Source organism: Flavobacterium sp. Arc2 (assembly GCF_041431385.1).
In the GTDB taxonomy this organism is placed as follows: domain Bacteria; phylum Bacteroidota; class Bacteroidia; order Flavobacteriales; family Flavobacteriaceae; genus Flavobacterium.
Genome location: NZ_JASMRH010000003.1, coordinates 195107 through 213594, shown reverse-complemented (window position 1 = coordinate 213594; position 18488 = coordinate 195107). Strand labels below are relative to the sequence as shown.

The window sequence follows — 18488 nt, the reverse complement described above, 5'->3', positions numbered from 1 at the left end:
GATAGCCCGATGGATCGAAAGTTCATTTATCTGTAGCTCTTTTTAGAAGTTTTGGAATGGGAAGATACCACATCATGCTCGGATGGTGAAATTGGTAGACACGCTGGACTTAAAATCCAGTGAACAGCAATGTTCGTGCGGGTTCAAGTCCCGCTCTGAGTACAAAAAAACTCCATTAAGCGTATGCTTAATCGATTTTTTGTATAAAATAGATTTGTTAAAACCCTATTCATCTAGTTGAATAGGGTTTTTTTATTATTGATTGCGTTTTGCGTGAGGGGTAGTAGCGGCATCCTTTTACAAAGCGATAGCGGAGTAAAAGATATAGCGTATAACCCGACCCCTTAGGGTCACGCCCAAATTACAAGACTGTTTTAAAGAGTTGTTAATATGAAAGGACCTTGTTGGTTGGTTAATCAGAATTAAGGCTTAAAGTTCTTTAAATTATCATTGTTTGGTACAAGTAATCTTAGCTATGTAATGATTAGAAAAATTTGGTGTAGTAACAAACCACACACATAGGCTCCGTAGGTTCCCACGGCATAGCCCAAAACAGCTAGTAATACTCCAACGGGAGCTAAAAACGGACTAAATGCCGCGGCAACAATGGGTGCAGAAGCCGCTCCTCCAATATTTGCCTGGCTACCTACTGCCACATAAAAGAAAGGAGCTTTAATGATTTTGGCTACAATGATCATTACAATGATATGGGTAGTGATCCAAATGATACCAACCAAGAAGAGTAAAGGATTATCAAAAATTGCTCCTAGATTCATATGTGTTCCTATGGTTGCTACGAGTATGTAAAGAAATACGGTACCCACTTTTGAAGCACCATAACTTTCTATTTTTCGAACTTTGGTAAACGATAATAATACTCCTGCTGTAGTTGTGATAATTACCAACCAGAAGAATTCATTAGTAAAAGAATATTTCTCTAATTCTGGATAGTTCTCTTTAAAAAATGGAGCCAATATATCGGCTAAGAAGTGTCCTAAACCCGTTAGACCAAAAGCAACCATAAGGACTATCATTAAATTATTGGCAGTAAGTGGTTGTCTTTTTCCTGCTTGTTCTTCTTCCAGATTTTTCTCTAATTCGGCAATGGGAGCATTATCTGCTTTTAACCATTTGTCAATTTTATCTGATTTTTGAGCACCATATAACAAAAATCCCATCCATAAATTGGCTACCAAAACATCTACTGCGATCATTTGAGCAAACATACTTTTACTTGCGCCAAACACTTCTAGCATGGCGGTTTGATTTGCGCCACCACCAATCCAACTTCCTGCTATTGTTGATAATCCTTTCCAAACTTCTTCTCCGTTTGATAAAGCTACTTCGGGAAAGAAGCTACCCACAATATATAAGGCCAAAGGTCCACCGATTATAATCCCTACCGTTCCTGCTAAAAACATGATTACGGCTTTGCTCCCTAATCTTTTTAAGGCAACAAAATTGATGCTTAGGGTAAGTAAAACCAAACTGGCAGGTAATAAATAACGGGAGGCAATAGTGTATAAACTGGAAGTCTCTCCTGATATAATATTGAAGGTGTTGAAGAGTGCGGGAATAAAATAGCACAACAAAACCGAAGGGACTATGCTGTAGAATTTCTTGAAAAAAGGTTTTTCACTAGAGGAAGTGATGAAAATTAAACCTAGTATTGTCATAAGAATACCTAGAACAACAGCATCGTTAGTTATTAGGGCAGTTGGATTTTCGTTCATATTTAGTTTTAAAATTTGAAATTAGGGGGAAGATAAAAAATACTTATCATTATTAAAGCAATCAAGTACTATTATTGAAATAGCTATCTGATTATATTTTGTTTTTCTTCTCTAAAAAGTTGACTTTCTCATTCGTTTCATTAAAAATATGCATTAACTGATAAACAGCCGGAATTTGATTCTCGAAACGTGTTAATATATCATCTGAAATATTTGCTCTGCTAAAAGGCACTATTTTTACATACTCTTGAATTTCTCCGGCATTTCTTCCGTATTTATAGTCGTATGGAAATCGTCCTTCAGCATCTATTTTAGTGCTCTTATTATCTTTATTAGGCACACTTATGTAAAACTCACTTTCGTTAATATTTCCGTTTGGATTAAATAATGATTTTTGATTTAAGTAGTCATACAGTTCTTTGGCTGTGTTTACTGCGGGATCCACTAGTTGAATGTTTTTAACCATAAATTTTCGGTATAAATAGCTACCGTCTTTAGCTTTATAGTCATATAATTCATTCAACACTGTACTTATTTCATTAGTTAAATAGGGATAATGTGTACACCCTAGAATAATTGATTTTAATTGGTTAGTAGTATTCGATTTTCTAATGTTTTCTAAAAGTGTTACAACATGGTAGCGCACATAATTTTCAGGATCATTAATTTGTAAAATGGAACAATCATCTGCTTTCTTTGTATCACAAAGCATTTTACTATTGTCATAATTAAAATTGTAAATATCAAACAAGGTTTTGTCTATTTTAACATCACCATTTAAACTTGGTCCTTTATAATCTTGTCTGGGTTTTTTAAGGTTTTTAATATAATAGTTTGTGTCCTCATCAACGGCCTCTGCAATACCAAGTCCTCCTTGTGAAAAAACTTCAATATTCCCTTTATATCCTAATTGATCTTTGAAATTTAAAATGGTATTTTGATACCCCTTTGAAGATACCGTGCCGGCAGTTGCTAAAACGCCAATAATACCATCCTCATCCTTTTTCATAGTTTCTAAAACACCACGGACACCAGCATCAATAACACCTATCACTTTAATCCCAGAATTCGCTTTTTTAATAAATTCTTCGATGTGCTCCTTTCCATAAGCCGTTGCTGTATTACAAGCAATCACAATCACTTTTACAGGTTTTTTATTAGTATTAAAGGCTGTGTCATCAAAATCACAGTAGTACTTATTTCCCAATAAAAACTGAGTGTCTTTAATAATGTGTTCTTTTAGTAAATCGTTTTTGTTTTCTTCAGCGTAATTTCCGTAAGGCATATTTGCCTGATCTCCTAAATAGATAAAGCTCTCGTTATTAAAATCCAAGACGCCATCACCACCTGATTGATGAGAGCTGTTTTGATTTTGGTCATAATCTACAATCGCTTTTAGAACCGTTAAGCCTCCAATACCTGAATCGAAAACACCTATGGGAAGACTGGTGTCATTGTAAGGATAGTTAGGGAAATCGATGTGGTAAAAGTTCTCTTTGTCATTAATAATGGTGTTGATAATATCACCTTTAACGACTTCATTTTTATAAGTATCTTTTAATTGAGAATTTTGTCCATAGCTTGCAACTACCAAAAGTACAAGGGAGGAAAGAATTAGATTTTTCATAATAATTTATTTTTTTAAAACCTTTCCGGCTAAAACATTGGTTGATTTTCCTTTTTCTACTGCAATAATTCCATTGATAATACTATATTCTAATCCTTCTGCAAATTGAAAAGCATCGTCATAATCAGCTATGTCTTTAAATGTCTCTGGATTGAAAATAATAATATCTGCAAAGTACCCCAGCTTTAAGGATCCTCTATTTGAGATTTTTAGAAGCTCAGCCGTTCTGGAAGTACTTCCTTTTATAAATTGATTTATTTCAATTTGCTTTTCTTCTTTTACATATTTATGGTATTTTCTAGGAAAGGTTCCATACTTTCTAGGATGTCCTGAGCCTCCATCTGAACCAGTAACGACCCAGTCTTGCTTCATGAAAGTAGCAATGTCCTCAGGAATCATATTAAAAGAAGCCACTTTAGGAGGATATATTTTAATTATATTATAAACAGTCTCTTCTGGAGATATATCTAGTATTTTTGAGATCTCTAACAAATTTTTTCCAACAACTGTAGTGTCTGTAGAACTTACAACTAATAATTTATCTGGTCCGCCTCTACGTGTAATATTGATTTTTGTTTCCTCAAGAATGCGTTGTCTTAATAATGGATTGTCATAGCGAATGAATACAGAGTCTATTCCGCCGCTTTCTACCCAGCGAGGCACCACCGCCGCTTTCAAACTAGTGGCCGATGCATCATAAGGATATTGATTTGCTGTAACGTCAATTCCTTCCTTTCGTGCGGCATTAATAATACTTACAATCGAATCACTTTCATGCCAGGCGTCTAGCCCTAAGCATTTAATGTGCGATATGTGAATGGGTAATTTTGCTTGTCGCCCCACTTCTATAGCCTCTTCAATTGAAGGGATCAAGCCAACGGAATACGAACTTTCATCTCTTAAATGCGTGTCGTATATTCCATTATTTGCGGCAGCAGTTTTGGCTAAAGAAATAACTTCCTCTGTACTTGCATAACTCCCAGGGGAGTAGAAAAGTCCTGTTGATAATCCAAATGCACCGGAGTCCATTTCTTGTTGAACAAGTGATTGCATTTTTAAAATTTCGTCAGGAGTAGCGATTCTATCACTATTACCGATAACCTGTCCTCGAATCGTACCATGACCCACTAATTGAACAGCGTTAGTCCCAATACCATTTTGCTCATATAATTTTTTGTATTTTGAAACAGGAAAAAAGCTTGACCCATCATTACCAACAACTACTGTGGTAACTCCTTGCATTAAAAAAGGTTTGTTGTGTGATGTTTCGGGATCATTTAAATCTCTATCAGCATGGGTATGTGGATCTATAAAGCCAGGGGAAACGATTAATCCAGTGGCATCAATAATTTTTGAAGCGTTTATAGATACATTTTTTTCATCACCTACAAAAACAATCTGGTCCCCTTTTATTCCAATTGATTCATGACTAGGCATAGTATCAATTCCGTTGTAAACGGTTCCGTTTTGTATAAGAATATCTACATTCATTTCACTTTTTAACGGTTTGCAACCCAAAAGAAGCAAGGTCGTAGCAATAAATATCAGATTTGTTTTTTTCATGGAATTTGGGTTTTAGTTGAGCTAAGGCTTTTTTTAAAAGTAGGCGGTAATTGTCACTAATTTTTTTGATTTAAACATAGTTATCCTGAGCAACAAGAAGATAGGGGCATGGTACATTATGTCCTTTCTTTATGTTGGATTTTATAAACGATAAATTTTGGTAGGAAAACCAATTAGTTCTATTTTTCAAGAACTAGATCATTAAAAAAAAATGGTTTACGATTTGTTAGCTTTTTGAATGATTGTCATGATAGCGTTTGTCATTTCGCTTTTATCAGATGCTCCAATCTTCTCATAGTCTTCTTGAAGTTGTTTTAAGTCGGCAATATCCCAATCGATATTCACGTTGGCTAAGTACCACTGCGGAATCATTTTTAAAGTTAAGTTACAAGCTGAATTTTTGAATAATTCACTTGCTTTTACTTTAGGTAGCGTTAGTGGTTGCCCATTTACAAACCCATTAACAGCAGCTCTTATTTCTTTATTGTAAGCTGAATTGTGGGTGTTATTTAAAATGATAACCAAATCTTTTGTTACTAATGAACGACTAATATAGGTTAGGTTACCAGCCCAGCTTCCAGTATGATATACTGTTTTTCCTTTTATACTATCGTCTACAATATGCCATCCATAACCATAATCAGATGTGTCTTTCGTAGGTGGGTGTTTGCTAAATGCTAATTCCTTTGAAGCGGCGTTAAAAATAGAATCATCATATAAAAACTGATCCCATTTTATCAAGTCGTCTATACTTGACGATAGTCGCCCTGATCCTAGACGGCCACTTAAGAAGCGATAATAGGCATTGTTTGGTAAAGATTCTGGAATAACATTTTTGCATTCAGCTAAACTAAACATATAACCTGGGGCATAATTTTCTTTATCCCAAATACTGTCTCGGCCCATAAAAAATGTGTTTTCCATTTGCATCGGCTCAAATATTTTTTTAGTTAAATACTTTTCTAAAGTTACTCCGCCACTTGCGCCACTTACAATTTCAGCAAGAAGAATATATCCAATATTAGAATAATGGTATTTTTCACCTGCGACACTCGAAATTGCAGGTTTCTTAGTCTTGAAATAATTTAAAATATCTTTGTTGTATGCAATTATAGACGGATCCCAGTTTTTTCTAAAATAAGGTTCGTAATCTGGTAATCCTGCAGTGTGAGAAAGTAATTGAGAAATGGTAACGTCTTTATACGGAAAATCTTCGCCAAGATATTTATAAGCAAAGTCAGTTACTTTTAATTTGTTTTCCTGCTGTAGCAAAAGTATAGCTGCTGAAGTAAACTGTTTAGATACCGAAGCAATCTCTAAAGAAGTAGTAGTCAAAAACGGGTTTTGCTTTTCTAAATTAGCAATTCCATACCCTTTCTTGAAAATTAACTTGCCTTTTCTTTTTACGGCTACTGCTCCGTTGAACATTTTTGCCTCATATAACTTTGAGAAATAGGAATCTAAAGTATCATTTTGTACTTCAATAGCTGTTTTTAAGCTTGCTTTCTTTTGCGCATCACAGCTGGTAATCGATAGCGATAAAAATAAAACGACTGCGGTTTGATATATTTTATACATAAGTTTCAATTTTGTTCCAATCTGGATTTATAAGACCAATTCCGTTAGTATCATTAAGATGGATGGATCCATTTATTACTTGGTGTCCTTGAAATGGATCGTTAGTTACCCCTAAATTCCCATCTAAGTCTATCCAGTCTGCCATAGCACCTAAATGCGCTGCAGCTGCAATAGCACAGGAAGTTTCAGACATGCAACCTAGCATTATTTTTAGATTCAATGATTTGGCTAAATTTGCCATCGCAAAAGCTTCGTGTAATCCTGTAGATTTCATGAGTTTGATATTGATACCATGATAGAAATTACTAGCTGTTTTTACTTCTTCTAAACGTTGTATTCCTTCGTCACCAATCAACGGTAAAGTACTGCGGGATACGAGCCATTCCATGTCGGAAAAGGCTTTTTTAGGCATGGGTTGTTCGATAAAAATAACATTTTCTTCTTTTAACCAGGCAATTTTATCTAGTGCTTCTTCTTTATTAGTCCAACCTTGATTAGCATCGATAAACAAGGGTTTGTCAGAGACATTTCGAACTGCTTTTATGATTTCAGCATCGTTGTCGCCACCAAGCTTAATTTTTAGGTAATGAAAATTAGCCGCTTCTTCAACTCTTTTTTCGATGATTTCGGCACTGTCAATCCCAATAGTTTTACTTGTTTTAAGTTCCTTTTTTGGTAAATTGAAATATTCATACAAAGGCATATTCATCATTTTTCCTATGAGATCATGGAGTGCAATATCAATCGCTGCTTTAATGGCTGGATTTCCTGTGGCATGTTGATCTAATGATTTTAAGATTGCTTCAATTTCTAAAGGAGAAGAGAAGGGACTAAAATCAAATGTCTTTATAAAACTTTTCGCACTGGCTATACTTTCTCCATATAAGGGAGGCATTGAAGCCTCCCCATATCCTACAAAACGATCGTATTTTAGTTTTACTAATAGAACAGGAGTATTTGTTCTAGCTCCACCAGCAATTCTAAAAACGTGTTTTTTATTTAATAAATAAGGTTTAATTTCTATAGAAATCATTTAATATCCAGTGTTTTGAGGTTTGATATTTGGATTTGAATTTAATTCTTTCAAGGGAATTGGCAAAATAAATTTATCGTTAGGATAGCTTACCGTAATGCTTTTTTCTGATTGAATAATTTTCACATCTTTTTTATTTCTGTTTAAATCAAACAAACGATGTCCTTCAAAAGCCAATTCTTTTCTTCTTTCCTCAAGAATTCTAGTCAATAATGCTGCACCTGTTTCTGTTGCATTTAGAGCTGCTGGATTTGCTCTTTTTGTAATAACATTTAAGTCATTTTGGGCTAACGTGTTTTCTCCTTCTTTGGCGTAAGCCTCAGCTCTAATTAAATACTGCTCTGCTAAACGTAAGATTTTAATGTTGTCATCGCTCAATGTTCCTTTCGGAAATTTGTTTACAAATAGTGCGGCTGCCTCAGCACCGGGTTTTGCTCCAGCTGTAATCGCAGTTCTTCGAGCATCTTGAGTGCTATAAAGTGCATAAAGTTCTGGGCTCACTAAAGCATCTGCGTATCCAGTAACATTAAAGAAGTGTCCTAAACTATTACTTCCTTCATTATCTGCAATTGTAAAAACAATTTCAAATAGTGTTTCGTTATTCAGTTCGCTACTCCATAGGGTAGCATAATCTTTATTAGCTATTAAGCTGTAACCTCCCGTGGCAATAACTTCAGAACTGTATTTAATAGCATTTATATTGTCATTTTGATACAAAGCTACTCTTGCTAATAATCCTTTTACTGCACCAATAGAAAATGTCCCTTTTCCTTTTTGCGATTGCATTAATCCCAAAGCAGTTGTTAGGTCAGTATTAATTTGTGTATACACTTCTTTTACTGTATTCCTACTTGGTGAAGTTTGAACGGTGTTAACCTCAGTGATTACTGGTATACCTATATGGCTGGCATCTGCAGTAAAATTGTAAGGTTGAGCAAACATTCTAACAAGATCAAAATGTGCTAATGCTCTAAGTGCATAAGCTTCTCCAATTAATTGATTAATTGATTTTTGTTGCGCAGTAGAGGTGCTTTCCAATGTTTTTCCACCTTCAATAGCGCGGGTCGCATTAACAACAACTTCATACCCTTTTTCCCATAAACCTTCGGCTTCTCCATTTCTCTCAGAAACTACAAAGTTTTCATATTCTAAATAGCGGCCAGTATTTCTGGAGCTCAAATAAAGATTGTCAGCCATTAATTCCGGAATGATATACATGGTACGGCCATAATAATCATTGTTTTGCAATTTGCTATACGTACCATTTAACGCAGTTTGTAAAGTAACAAGATCCACGATTGCACTTTCGGCTGCAACACTTTGTTCTGGATTGATGTCTAAAAAAGATTCGCTACATGATGCGGTAAGCGTCACGATTGCGAGAATTACTATATGTTTAAATTTTAAGATCATTTGTTTTTTGGTTTTAGAATGAAAAATCAACTCCCATTAAAAATTGTTTTGAAATAGGTATTCTTAGGTTCGCGGTTCCGTTAATTCCAACTTCAGGGTCGATTTCTAAGTCTTTGTCTTTTACCCAAGTCAGTACATTAGTTCCTTTTATGTAAAAACGAACGTTACTAACATTTAATTTATCCGTCAAAGTAGTTGGAAGTTGGTAAGCAAGAGTAATGTCTCTAAGTCTTACATAGGTTCCGTCATAAAGGAAACGAGTAGAATGTTGATTTGCTAATCCAGATTGTGTATTTCCCCAAACCATTTTTGGAACGTCAGTAACGTCTCCAGGTTGTTGCCATCTGTTTTCGTATATATGACGTGTTAGATTTCCACGGTCATTTAATTTGGCACTACCATCACTACTTACATATCTACCCCAAGTATCATATACTTTGTTTCCTTCGTTTAAGAAAAGCATAAAGGATAGACTTACATTTTTGTAGCTAAAAGTATTGGTAAAACCAGAATAGAATTTAGGCAAAGCACTACCTTGTTGGTAAGGATCAGCTTTGCTATAATCACTAGTTGTTTCTGTTTGAGATTCATTGGTATACCAAAGAGCATTTCCGTTTTGTGGATCTGCACCTGCATAACCAGGCATGTAGAACATGTAGAAATCACTACCTACTTCACGTATGTAGTTGTCTTCAATTATAGGTTCGTTGTTTTGTAATTTTACTATTTTGTTAGTATTGGTAGTGATATTAAAATCAGATTTCCATGAAAAACCATCAGGATTGTCAAATATAGCAGCAGATAAAGCAAATTCGATTCCGCTGTTTTTCATTTCTCCTACATTGTCTAAATAGCTTGTAATTCCGTTAGTTGCTGAGATAGGGACTTTAAATAATAGATCAGTGGTTGTTCTAGTGTAGTACTCAAAAGTTCCTGTTAATCTATCAAATAATCCAAAATCCACCCCAACATTGAAAGGCTTATTTTTTTCCCAAGTTAATGAAGGATTGGATTGTTGACTATACGAATATCCTGGGCTACCATTGTAATCGTCTCCAGTACTATATAAACCTCTGGAAGCAAAATCACCAATTTCCTGGTTTCCATTGATACCATAACTTGATCTAAGTTTCAATTTGTTTATAAAAGTTATGTCTTCCATAAAGTTTTCTTTGTCAATATTCCAACCTGCTCCTATCGAACCAAAATTAGCATACCTCACATCAGAACCAAAACGGGAGGAACCATCTCTTCGTCCAGTTACATTTAAAAAGTATTTATTCTGTAATCCGTAATTGATATTAAAGAATAACGAAGAAAGTGATGACGCTGTTTTTGCGCTTGACGCATCTTTATAAACAGAGGCATTGTCTAAGGAAGTTAGTCCGGGAGCACCATAGTTACTAGCATAAGCATATACAGAACTACTAGTGATTTTTTGAGCTTCTTGACCAAATAAAAATTTAAGGTTATTCGATTCGTTTAGGTCTAGATTGTATTTTAACAAATTAGTTACGTTCCAGTTTAGCACAATGTTATCAGATGCTCTTCCACGTCCGCCGTCATTTCTACCTTCTCCAAAATAAGGATTGTCATATTGAAACTCATCGGCTAAATTGAAATCAACATTTCCTTTTGTTTCAAAAGATAAGTCTTTATTGAACTCATAGTTTAATCCCAGATTTCCTAAAATCCCGTACAATTTAGATTTTCTAATGTTTTCTTTTTCTATTCCTACAGGGTTATACGTCAAAAGAATACTGGTGTTATAAGTGCCATCAGCATTATAAACTGGCTGCCAAGGCACTTCTCTTGCCATTGCTCTTACAGGGTTATTTGCATTCCCAGCTTCGTCAATAGTGTTTAGTACCTGATTGCTTGCAGCAACACCAAAGTTCATCGATAGTTTATCAGTCGCTTGGTGGTTGATATTTACTTTAGCATTAAATTTTTTATAATCAACACCTAAAATTACTGCTTGTTGATCATAAATTCCTAAAGAAGAATAAAAAGTAGTTTTGTCACTACCACCACTGGCGCTTAGTCCATATTGTCTGTATTCTCCTGTTCTACCTATAACATCTTGCCAGTTTGTATTTACACTTTCATCTACTTGGTCGTAAATGTATTTTTGAGCTGCTTCAGGGCTATTTCCAATGTTGATGCGGCTTTCAATCATTAACTCTAAATGTTCTGGAGTCGTTAGAAGTTTGTTTCTGTCAGAAAGAATCATTTCACTTACACCATATTGGGTATTGAAATTAAATTTAGTTTTCCCAGATTTCCCTCTTTTGGTTGTAATAAGAACTACTCCATTTGCTCCTCTTGAACCGTAAATAGAAGTAGCCGAAGCATCTTTTAAAACGGTAATCGTTTCGATGTCTTTAGAATTTATACCAGCAATTGTATTAGAACTCGTTGCTATTGTAGAAATATTTCCTGAAACCACAGGAATACCATCCACAACATACAATGGATCTGAGTTAGCATTTATAGAACCAACTCCTCTAATACGAATACTTTGAGCAGAACCAGGTTGCCCACTGGCAGAAGACATTTGTACTCCCGCTACATTTCCTTGTAAACTTTCTTGAAAAGAAGCTACAGGTGTTTCTTGAATTTTTGAAACATCAACATTTACCGCCGCTCCTGTAAAAGAACTTTTAGTTTGCTTGTCATAAGCCACAACAATTACTTCGTTTAAGGCGCTAATGTCAGCGATCATAGTAATCTTGAAATTGGTGTTTTGTTTAGTAACTTTTCTTGTTTCGGTTTTTAGACCCATGTAGCTTATTTCTACGATGTCATCATAGTTTGCTTTTAGGTTAAATTTACCATCAAGATCAGTTAGTGTTCCTGATGTAGTATTTTTGATACTTACATTTATTCCCACAAGAGGAATACCTCCTTCATCAACTACGGTCCCTTTGATGTCTACTTTTTCTTGATCAAAATAGCTGATTTCTACTGTTTTGTCTTCTGCTAAAATCAGGTTTTTTCTCAGTAGTTCCGTGTTGTCTTTAAAAAGGACCACTTTGTTATTCATCAATTTATATGAAATGCCAGTGCCTTTCAATGCTTTGTCTAATACATTATTAATTTTATTAGAAGAAGCTTTGATGGTGATAAGTGTATTTTCATCTACTAATTTGTTATTGTAGAAAAAAGTAAATTCCGACTGGTCTTCAATTTTCGAAATTATCTCTTTCAAAGTTGTTTTATCATAGTCAATAGCAATTTTTTGACCATAAGTAGGCAAGCTTGAAGCTGAGATTTTAAAAATCGTAAGGGCGACTAATACAGAATATATTTTCATTATTCTAATAAATTTATCTAAAGAAGACGAAGTGCTTCTAGTAGAATTCTTTTTAATTCGGTTTTTTTTCATAATTTTAACAATGGTTTTTGGTTAGTATTTTGTTTTCAAACGGTATTCAGCTATAAAGCCTTTTAAATGAGGAGAGTGTTGGCGCACTCTCTTTTTTTTTATTTTGATTTAATCACAATTGTATTAGTGTTTTTAGAGTAGGTACAATTTAAATTAGAGGAAACTTCTAATACTTTCATGATGTCCTCAATAGAGTTAGTTTTGTCAATTTTTCCTGAAAAGGAGTAGCCTTTAAAATTATTTGAGGCAATAATTACTTTAACATCAAACCAGCGCTCGATGTTTAAGGCAAACTCATCTAATGGTGTTTTGTCAAAAATTAATCTTCCTGATTTCCATGATGTTATATTTTTAGTAGCTACTTCAGTAATAGATAATTCTTTTTCTTTTTTAGAAAAGGTAGCTTTTTGTTTTGGACTTAATGTGAATAGCGCTTTGTCTTCTTTTTGATCGTATAATTCTACTTTTCCAGTGACAAGTGTTGTTTCTACATTTTTTTCAGAAGAATACGACTTAACATTAAAAGTTGTTCCCAGTACTTTTATTTTGATTCCAGAAACTGTTTCTACGATAAAAGGCTTGTCTTTGTTTTTTACAACATCAAAGAAAGCTTCGCCATATAATTTCAATCTTCTTTCTTCAGAGTTGTATTCATTATCAAGAATAATTTTACTATCGGCATTTAACCAGACTACAGTTCCATCTTTAAGAGTAACTGTTTTTTGTTCTTTAACAGAGGAAGTAAAGGCAATTTCTTCCTTATTAGTAGTGCTATTTTGATTGTTGAAATAAAGATAAGTGGAGAGTAGTAGCGGCAGAATAATTACGGATGCTACTTTTAATAAAAAGCGTAAAGGTTTCTTAGCTGCTTTCTTTTTTTCTAGAAATTCATTATATTTTCTTGTTGCAAGTGTACTTTCAGTATTGGAGTCTAAGGTGTCAATTACATGCTTAGCCTTTATTTTACTAAATAAAGCTTGATTGTTTTGAGATGCATTTATCCAAGAAATTACTGCACTGTTAAATTCAGTATCTCCTTTTTTCTCAATAAACTTTATTAAATCGGCCTCTTTCATGGGGGTGTTTTTATACTAAGACGATTAAGTCGTAAAGTACCCCTACGCAAATTTGATTTTTTTCTAAATTAAAAAAAAAGTGCAGTATATTCTTTCAGTTCTACTCGTAGAAACTTTAAGGCTTTTGTAATTTGGTTTTCAACTGTTTTTGTAGAAATGTCTAATTCCTCTGCGATTTCCTTGTGATTCATACCTTGAAACCTGCTTTTAATAAATATGCGTTTGCAGGCGGGAGGAAGTTTGTCTACAGACGAATTTATTTTTTCTAAAAGTTCATTTTCAATGTAGAGATTACTGGGCGTATCCATCAAAGCTAAGTGATTGATTTCTTTTCTTTCAATATCACAATGCTGGCTATAGTTTGCTTTTACTTTTTGATGTTTAAAATAATCCAAACAGGAATTTTTAACCATTTTAAATAAATAGGAATGTAAATTGACTTCGACAGCTAATTTTTCGCGCTTTTTCCAAAGCTTAAAAAAAACATTTTGTACGATTTCCTGTGACTCCTCTTCATTTTCAATATAGCTATTGGCAAAATGAGATAATTTTTGAAAATATAAATGGTACAGCGTTTCAAAAGCCGAGTTTTGGCCTTGCTTCAATTGGTGAATAAAAAAAGAGGTATTTATAATATCTTTATTCAACTGCTATATTTTATAGTGAATGATTACTATTTCTTTATAATATCTTATAGAAAAGTTAAAAGCCAAAGTTATTTATAAATTTTAAAACGGAGTCATTAAATGTTAAAGAAATAAAAATTGTTTTCACTTTTGTTTTTCCAATGTGTAAATTTTGGGTGATAATGGCTTAAAATAAGCCTTCTTTATAATGCCAAACCAGACTAATGTATAGGCCTAAAAACAACAGGCAAATTAAAAACTGCATAAATGTAGATGCTAAAAAACCAATGATTGATCCAGTGGCGGCTCTCAAAGCACGTTTTTGATTTTTAGAATCATAAATTAGCTCACCTATAAAAGCGCCTAAAAATGGGCCTATTAAGAATCCAAATGGGATGGGCGCAATAATGCCCAGAACTAATCCAATATTTGTTCCCCAAATTCCATATTTACTTCCCCCAAAGTGCTTAGTTCCCTTAGCAGGAATAATATAGTCTAAATATGATATCACTATTGTAATCAATAAAGTAATACCCAGAATCCAGTAGTTTGCAGGAACAGCATTGGTAAAATACAGTAAAACAAGTCCGAGCCAACTAATTCCAGGACCAGGCAAAACAGGAAGTACGCTGCCTAGAATTCCAGTAAGCATGCAACAAAAGCCAAGGATTAAGAGGAAAGTATCCATAAAATTTTATTTTTGTATTTTTGAAAAAATAAATACAACAGGGATTCATCAAATGAATATGAGAAATTTAGTTTCATTCTTTTTTCTATTGTTTTTTTTAAATTCGGCTTTCGCCCAAGACAAGGATGATGCCCATTTGAAAGAAAAAATATATAACGAGAACAAAGCAAAAGTATTGAATTTTTCAATGAAAGATTTTGACCGTCTTTTTTTTGAGTTTTCTAATAAAAAAGCAACGACAAATTTAATACTAACAAAAGAAGAGTTTTATAGATACACGATTCAAATTGCTGTTTTTTCAGATCGATTAGGAGTCTTGTATCCAGAACAAAAAGAAATGGCTGAAGCAAGTAAGAAGAAATGGTTTGCTGAAAGCTATGAAGATTATTTGCTTTCGAAACAATCTCAAAGATAATAATTGTATTTTTATAAAATATTACTCCAATCCAAATATAACACATTGAAGCACTATTACTTTTTTTTAGTATTCTTACTTTTTAATTCCTGTCAATACTTCGAAAAGCAAGTGCCTTCGGAAAAGGAATTATTGCAAAAAGAACTGAAAACAATCAATTGGAAAGAAGTAGATGAATATCCTTCGTTTGTCGATTGTGATAAATTAGATAATAAAACTGAACGTCAACGATGTTTTTTTGAGTATTTAACGGAACTAATACAGCAAAAATTGAGCAGCGATACACTATCGATTTTGTATCCTGAATTAGACACTATTGAAGTTAAGGTGACTATTTTTCCTAATGCAAAAATGAAATTTGAACCGCAATTTCCTAAGGATTCTGTTGCGTATAACGCCATTAAAATCGATAGTATTCTAAATGCCAGATTGGTAAATTTCCCTAAAGTAAATCCAGCCATAAAACGTGGAATTCCTGTAAAAACACAATTTATACTTCCGGTAATCCTTAAAGTTGAGTGATTTTCTGAAGCCATTTCCTGCTATACATTACAATCTTTTATGCTGAACAACAGCATAATAGGATTTCCATTTCTATCAGGGCTAGGCATAATCGTAAACTAGAACTTTCGTCCTTTCCATTCGTATTTGCCAATCAGCGAATAAAATGCCACGCAAACACTAAAAAGAGGATAGAATAGGCTGCTTAAAATGAGGTGGTGGTTTTTTTGTCTAAGAAAAGTATTGGTTTTAATTATCAAAATAGCATCTACTGCAAACTTGAATAGGGATAAAATGATAATAAATTCAATTGGTATCAGCCCAAATAGGCAGAACCCGACAGCCAAAATCCAACATAAATTTCCCATTAAAACAACAACACCTAAAAATTTCCCAAAACTACTTTGATAAGAAGTCGTCTTGGAAGCCCAGCGAACCCTTTGATAAAACAAGGATTTCCAGTCATTCAAAGGTTTGGTAGTAACTATGTTGTTTTTCGATTTTAAATAGTGGACTTGCTCAGGCAACCTTGTAATAGCTTTCTGTAATAAAAAGACATCATCGCCACTAGCTATTTTATCGTTGCCATCAAAGCCATTTAACTGCTGAAATAGGGTTTTGGTATAGGCCAAGTTGGCGCCATTACACATAAATCCATTTCCTATTCCAAAACTACCGATGGTTGCTCCTTGCAAGCTTGCCAAGTCCAGTTGTTGGAATTGATGTATAAACGAATTACTGCAGCCGTAGGTTACCGCTCCGGCAATCATACTAACTTTATGATTCTGAATATAATTATCCAATGTTAATAACCAATTAGGATTGACTACACAATCAGCATCTGTAGTAATAACCCAATCCGTATTTACAACATTCATCGCAGATACAATCGCATCTTTCTTTGGCGAATTTGAAACACGAAGATTTGGTAGTACAGTAACTTTAAACTTTAAACCTGAAACTTCAAAACAATCTGTCGAATCGTCATCAACCAGAATCACTTCAAATAAGTCTGTTGGGTAATTCAATTGGGACAAACTTGCTAAAAGAATTGGTAGATTCTCAGCTTCATTTCGAAAAGGGACAATAATGCTGAATTTAGTTTTTGGCTCTAAGCCAATAGATTGATAAGTTTTTATTTTTGTAAAACCATAGATAAGGAAACTAATTACCAATAGATAAACACTCAAAAAAATAATTATAATCATAGTTTATATGAATTAATTAATTGGATTTTTTTGTTCCCCCTTCGGGGGTTAGGGGGCTTTTAAAAATCAGTACATAATAACTTCCTATAACTACTGGTAGCACAACATTTAAAAACCACATTAGTGTTGATACAAAAATAACGATCCATTCGTTTACGCCTAAAATACTGAATAAAAATATAGCGACACTTCCTTTTACGGCAAAGTCCAAAAACTGAAAAGTGGGCAAGGAGGATGCTAGAAAGTAAACACTAGTCACGGCTGACATCAGTGTTAAGTACGGCAAATCGACATCAAAAGCTAGAAACAAAAAATAATATTGATGCGAAAAAACGATATAGCGACAAATTCCTAAAAGGATGTTTTTTTGATGAATACGTTTAGGGACTTCATTGATTTTGTGAATCAGTTTTTCGATAGAATAGCCTTTGATTGCTATTTTCTTTAACGAAAACAAGATGATGAAAGTGAAGATTAATATTCCAAAAAGGATGACGACCGTTTTGGTTGTGATGACATTGTATTTAGCATTAAAATACAACAAACCAAATATCCCAATGATTACGGTTAGCACCATTTGGATTCCGTTGCAAATCAGGTTTAAGAAAATGACCTGTTTGGTTTCGCTCTTTTCATAATACAATGCTTTTCCGGCATATTCGCCTACTCCGTTTGGAGTAAAAATTCCTGCGGTTAGTGCGGCCAAAACTTGTTTTGTGGCCTCAGAGACAGAAATAGGTTTGATGTAGGAAGCTAGGTTTTGCCATTTTAAAATTTCAAAATAGCGATTCAAAACACTCAATAATAAGATGAAACTTATTCCCACGACCGACTGGTTCTTTTTGAACTTTGCCGTAAACTGAACCCAATCGAGTTTGTCATTATTTGCCAGCTGATTGTAGATAAAATAAAATGCGCCAGCCACAATCAAAACTTTGATTATAAGAACAAGGAATTGTTTAGTTTTGTGAGGAATTGAAATCATGAGTGCAAAGAAAAGGAAAACTTTAAACTTGAAACCTTAAACTTGAAACAAAACTTTTGGCAAACGAACGCATCATATTAGGAATTGACCCAGGAACCACGATAATGGGTTTTGGTTTGATACGTGTTATCAATAAAAAAATGGAATTTATTCAATTGAACGAATTGCAGTTGAATAAAATGGATGACCATTATATGAAACTGAAACGAATTTATGAACGTACCATTGAATTGATTGATACCCATCACCCAGACGAAATTGCGATCGAAGCACCTTTCTTTGGAAAAAACGTACAATCAATGTTGAAATTGGGTCGTGCTCAAGGAGTTGCTATGGCTGCAGGACTTTCGAGAGATATTCCCATTACTGAATATGAACCCAAGAAAATAAAAATGGCGATTACTGGAAACGGAAATGCCAGCAAAGAACAGGTTGCTAAAATGCTACAGCAATTATTGGGACTAAAAGAACTACCTAAAAATCTGGATAGCACAGATGGACTAGCAGCTGCGGTTTGTCACTTTTTCAATTCTGGAAAAGTAGTTGGGGCGAAAAGCTATACCGGCTGGGATGCTTTTGTAAAACAAAATGAATCGCGTGTGAAGAAATAGTGTTCAGTGTTCAATAAATTTCGAACAATTAAGAAAACTGACT

General features: G+C 34.0%; 15 protein-coding genes and 1 tRNA gene. 4 read left to right on the top strand and 12 right to left on the bottom strand.

What is annotated here, in order from left to right; all coding sequences use genetic code 11:
• Window positions 1-76: 76 nt before the first annotated feature.
• A tRNA-Leu gene (locus QO182_RS03300) sits at window positions 77-162 on the top strand.
• A 311-nt stretch (window positions 163-473) separates the two neighbouring features.
• On the opposite strand, the gene QO182_RS03295 is transcribed toward QO182_RS03300, so the two are convergent.
• From QO182_RS03295 to QO182_RS03250, 10 genes are all read right to left on the bottom strand, one after another.
• Window positions 474-1733 (bottom strand): DUF819 domain-containing protein, encoded by a 1260-nt coding sequence (locus tag QO182_RS03295; RefSeq protein ID WP_371542033.1) that lies wholly within the window; start codon window positions 1731-1733, stop codon window positions 474-476.
• Between the two features lie 91 nt (window positions 1734-1824).
• Window positions 1825-3360 (bottom strand): glutamate racemase, encoded by a 1536-nt coding sequence (locus QO182_RS03290; RefSeq protein ID WP_371542031.1) that lies wholly within the window; start codon window positions 3358-3360, stop codon window positions 1825-1827.
• A gap of 6 nt (window positions 3361-3366) precedes the next feature.
• The gene (locus tag QO182_RS03285; RefSeq protein ID WP_371542028.1) at window positions 3367-4923 is read right to left on the bottom strand and encodes an amidohydrolase family protein; all 1557 of its coding nucleotides are present in this window, start codon (window positions 4921-4923) and stop codon (window positions 3367-3369) included.
• A 216-nt stretch (window positions 4924-5139) separates the two neighbouring features.
• Window positions 5140-6501: a serine hydrolase domain-containing protein gene (locus tag QO182_RS03280; RefSeq protein ID WP_371559913.1), complete on the bottom strand. Its 1362-nt coding sequence runs from the start codon at window positions 6499-6501 to the stop codon at window positions 5140-5142.
• Entirely contained in the window at window positions 6494-7534 is a 1041-nt protein-coding gene (locus QO182_RS03275; RefSeq protein WP_371559912.1) for a dipeptide epimerase, read from the bottom strand. Before QO182_RS03275 ends, QO182_RS03280 begins: the two co-directional genes overlap by 8 nt.
• Entirely contained in the window at window positions 7535-8947 is a 1413-nt protein-coding gene (locus QO182_RS03270; RefSeq protein ID WP_371542022.1) for a RagB/SusD family nutrient uptake outer membrane protein, read from the bottom strand.
• 13 nt (window positions 8948-8960) lie between these two features.
• Complete coding sequence (locus tag QO182_RS03265) at window positions 8961-12335, bottom strand: TonB-dependent receptor (RefSeq protein WP_371559911.1); 3375 nt, start codon at window positions 12333-12335, stop codon at window positions 8961-8963.
• A gap of 98 nt (window positions 12336-12433) precedes the next feature.
• The gene (locus QO182_RS03260; RefSeq protein ID WP_371559910.1) at window positions 12434-13411 is read right to left on the bottom strand and encodes a FecR family protein; all 978 of its coding nucleotides are present in this window, start codon (window positions 13409-13411) and stop codon (window positions 12434-12436) included.
• Between the two features lie 68 nt (window positions 13412-13479).
• Complete coding sequence (locus QO182_RS03255; protein ID WP_371542014.1) at window positions 13480-14058, bottom strand: RNA polymerase sigma-70 factor; 579 nt, start codon at window positions 14056-14058, stop codon at window positions 13480-13482.
• A gap of 166 nt (window positions 14059-14224) precedes the next feature.
• Window positions 14225-14725 (bottom strand): DUF456 domain-containing protein, encoded by a 501-nt coding sequence (locus QO182_RS03250; RefSeq protein WP_371559909.1) that lies wholly within the window; start codon window positions 14723-14725, stop codon window positions 14225-14227.
• Between the two features lie 58 nt (window positions 14726-14783).
• Here QO182_RS03250 and QO182_RS03245 point away from each other — a divergent pair, with 58 nt between their 5' ends.
• Both QO182_RS03245 and QO182_RS03240 read left to right on the top strand, forming a co-directional pair.
• Window positions 14784-15140, top strand: a complete 357-nt coding sequence (locus tag QO182_RS03245; protein ID WP_371559908.1) for a hypothetical protein — start codon at window positions 14784-14786, stop codon at window positions 15138-15140.
• A 45-nt stretch (window positions 15141-15185) separates the two neighbouring features.
• On the top strand, window positions 15186-15662 hold the full coding sequence (locus QO182_RS03240; RefSeq protein WP_371542008.1) for a hypothetical protein: 477 nt from the start codon (window positions 15186-15188) through the stop codon (window positions 15660-15662).
• 98 nt (window positions 15663-15760) lie between these two features.
• On the opposite strand, the gene QO182_RS03235 is transcribed toward QO182_RS03240, so the two are convergent.
• Together QO182_RS03235 and QO182_RS03230 are read right to left on the bottom strand one after the other, a co-directional pair.
• On the bottom strand, window positions 15761-16849 hold the full coding sequence (locus QO182_RS03235) for a glycosyltransferase (RefSeq protein ID WP_371559907.1): 1089 nt from the start codon (window positions 16847-16849) through the stop codon (window positions 15761-15763).
• A 16-nt stretch (window positions 16850-16865) separates the two neighbouring features.
• Complete coding sequence (locus tag QO182_RS03230; protein ID WP_371559906.1) at window positions 16866-17834, bottom strand: hypothetical protein; 969 nt, start codon at window positions 17832-17834, stop codon at window positions 16866-16868.
• Window positions 17835-17890: 56 nt separating this feature from the next.
• Here QO182_RS03230 and ruvC point away from each other — a divergent pair, with 56 nt between their 5' ends.
• Window positions 17891-18445 carry a crossover junction endodeoxyribonuclease RuvC gene (gene ruvC / locus QO182_RS03225; RefSeq protein WP_371542000.1) on the top strand — a complete coding sequence of 185 codons (555 nt, stop codon included), beginning with the start codon at window positions 17891-17893 and terminating at the stop codon, window positions 18443-18445.
• The last annotated feature ends 43 nt before the right edge of the window (window positions 18446-18488 follow it).

Bases quoted from the DNA above. Each gene is read 5' to 3' on its own strand.
- QO182_RS03295 (WP_371542033.1), bottom strand. From the start codon at position 1,733: ATGAACGAAAATCCAACTGCCCTAATAACTAACGATGCTGTTGTTCTA.
- QO182_RS03290 (WP_371542031.1), bottom strand. From the start codon at position 3,360: ATGAAAAATCTAATTCTTTCCTCCCTTGTACTTTTGGTAGTTGCAAGC.
- QO182_RS03285 (WP_371542028.1), bottom strand. From the start codon at position 4,923: ATGAAAAAAACAAATCTGATATTTATTGCTACGACCTTGCTTCTTTTG.
- QO182_RS03280 (WP_371559913.1), bottom strand. From the start codon at position 6,501: ATGTATAAAATATATCAAACCGCAGTCGTTTTATTTTTATCGCTATCG.
- QO182_RS03275 (WP_371559912.1), bottom strand. From the start codon at position 7,534: ATGATTTCTATAGAAATTAAACCTTATTTATTAAATAAAAAACACGTT.
- QO182_RS03270 (WP_371542022.1), bottom strand. From the start codon at position 8,947: ATGATCTTAAAATTTAAACATATAGTAATTCTCGCAATCGTGACGCTT.
- QO182_RS03265 (WP_371559911.1), bottom strand. From the start codon at position 12,335: ATGAAAAAAAACCGAATTAAAAAGAATTCTACTAGAAGCACTTCGTCT.
- QO182_RS03260 (WP_371559910.1), bottom strand. From the start codon at position 13,411: ATGAAAGAGGCCGATTTAATAAAGTTTATTGAGAAAAAAGGAGATACT.
- QO182_RS03250 (WP_371559909.1), bottom strand. From the start codon at position 14,725: ATGGATACTTTCCTCTTAATCCTTGGCTTTTGTTGCATGCTTACTGGA.
- QO182_RS03245 (WP_371559908.1), top strand. From the start codon at position 14,784: ATGAGAAATTTAGTTTCATTCTTTTTTCTATTGTTTTTTTTAAATTCG.
- QO182_RS03235 (WP_371559907.1), bottom strand. From the start codon at position 16,849: ATGATTATAATTATTTTTTTGAGTGTTTATCTATTGGTAATTAGTTTC.
- QO182_RS03230 (WP_371559906.1), bottom strand. From the start codon at position 17,834: ATGATTTCAATTCCTCACAAAACTAAACAATTCCTTGTTCTTATAATC.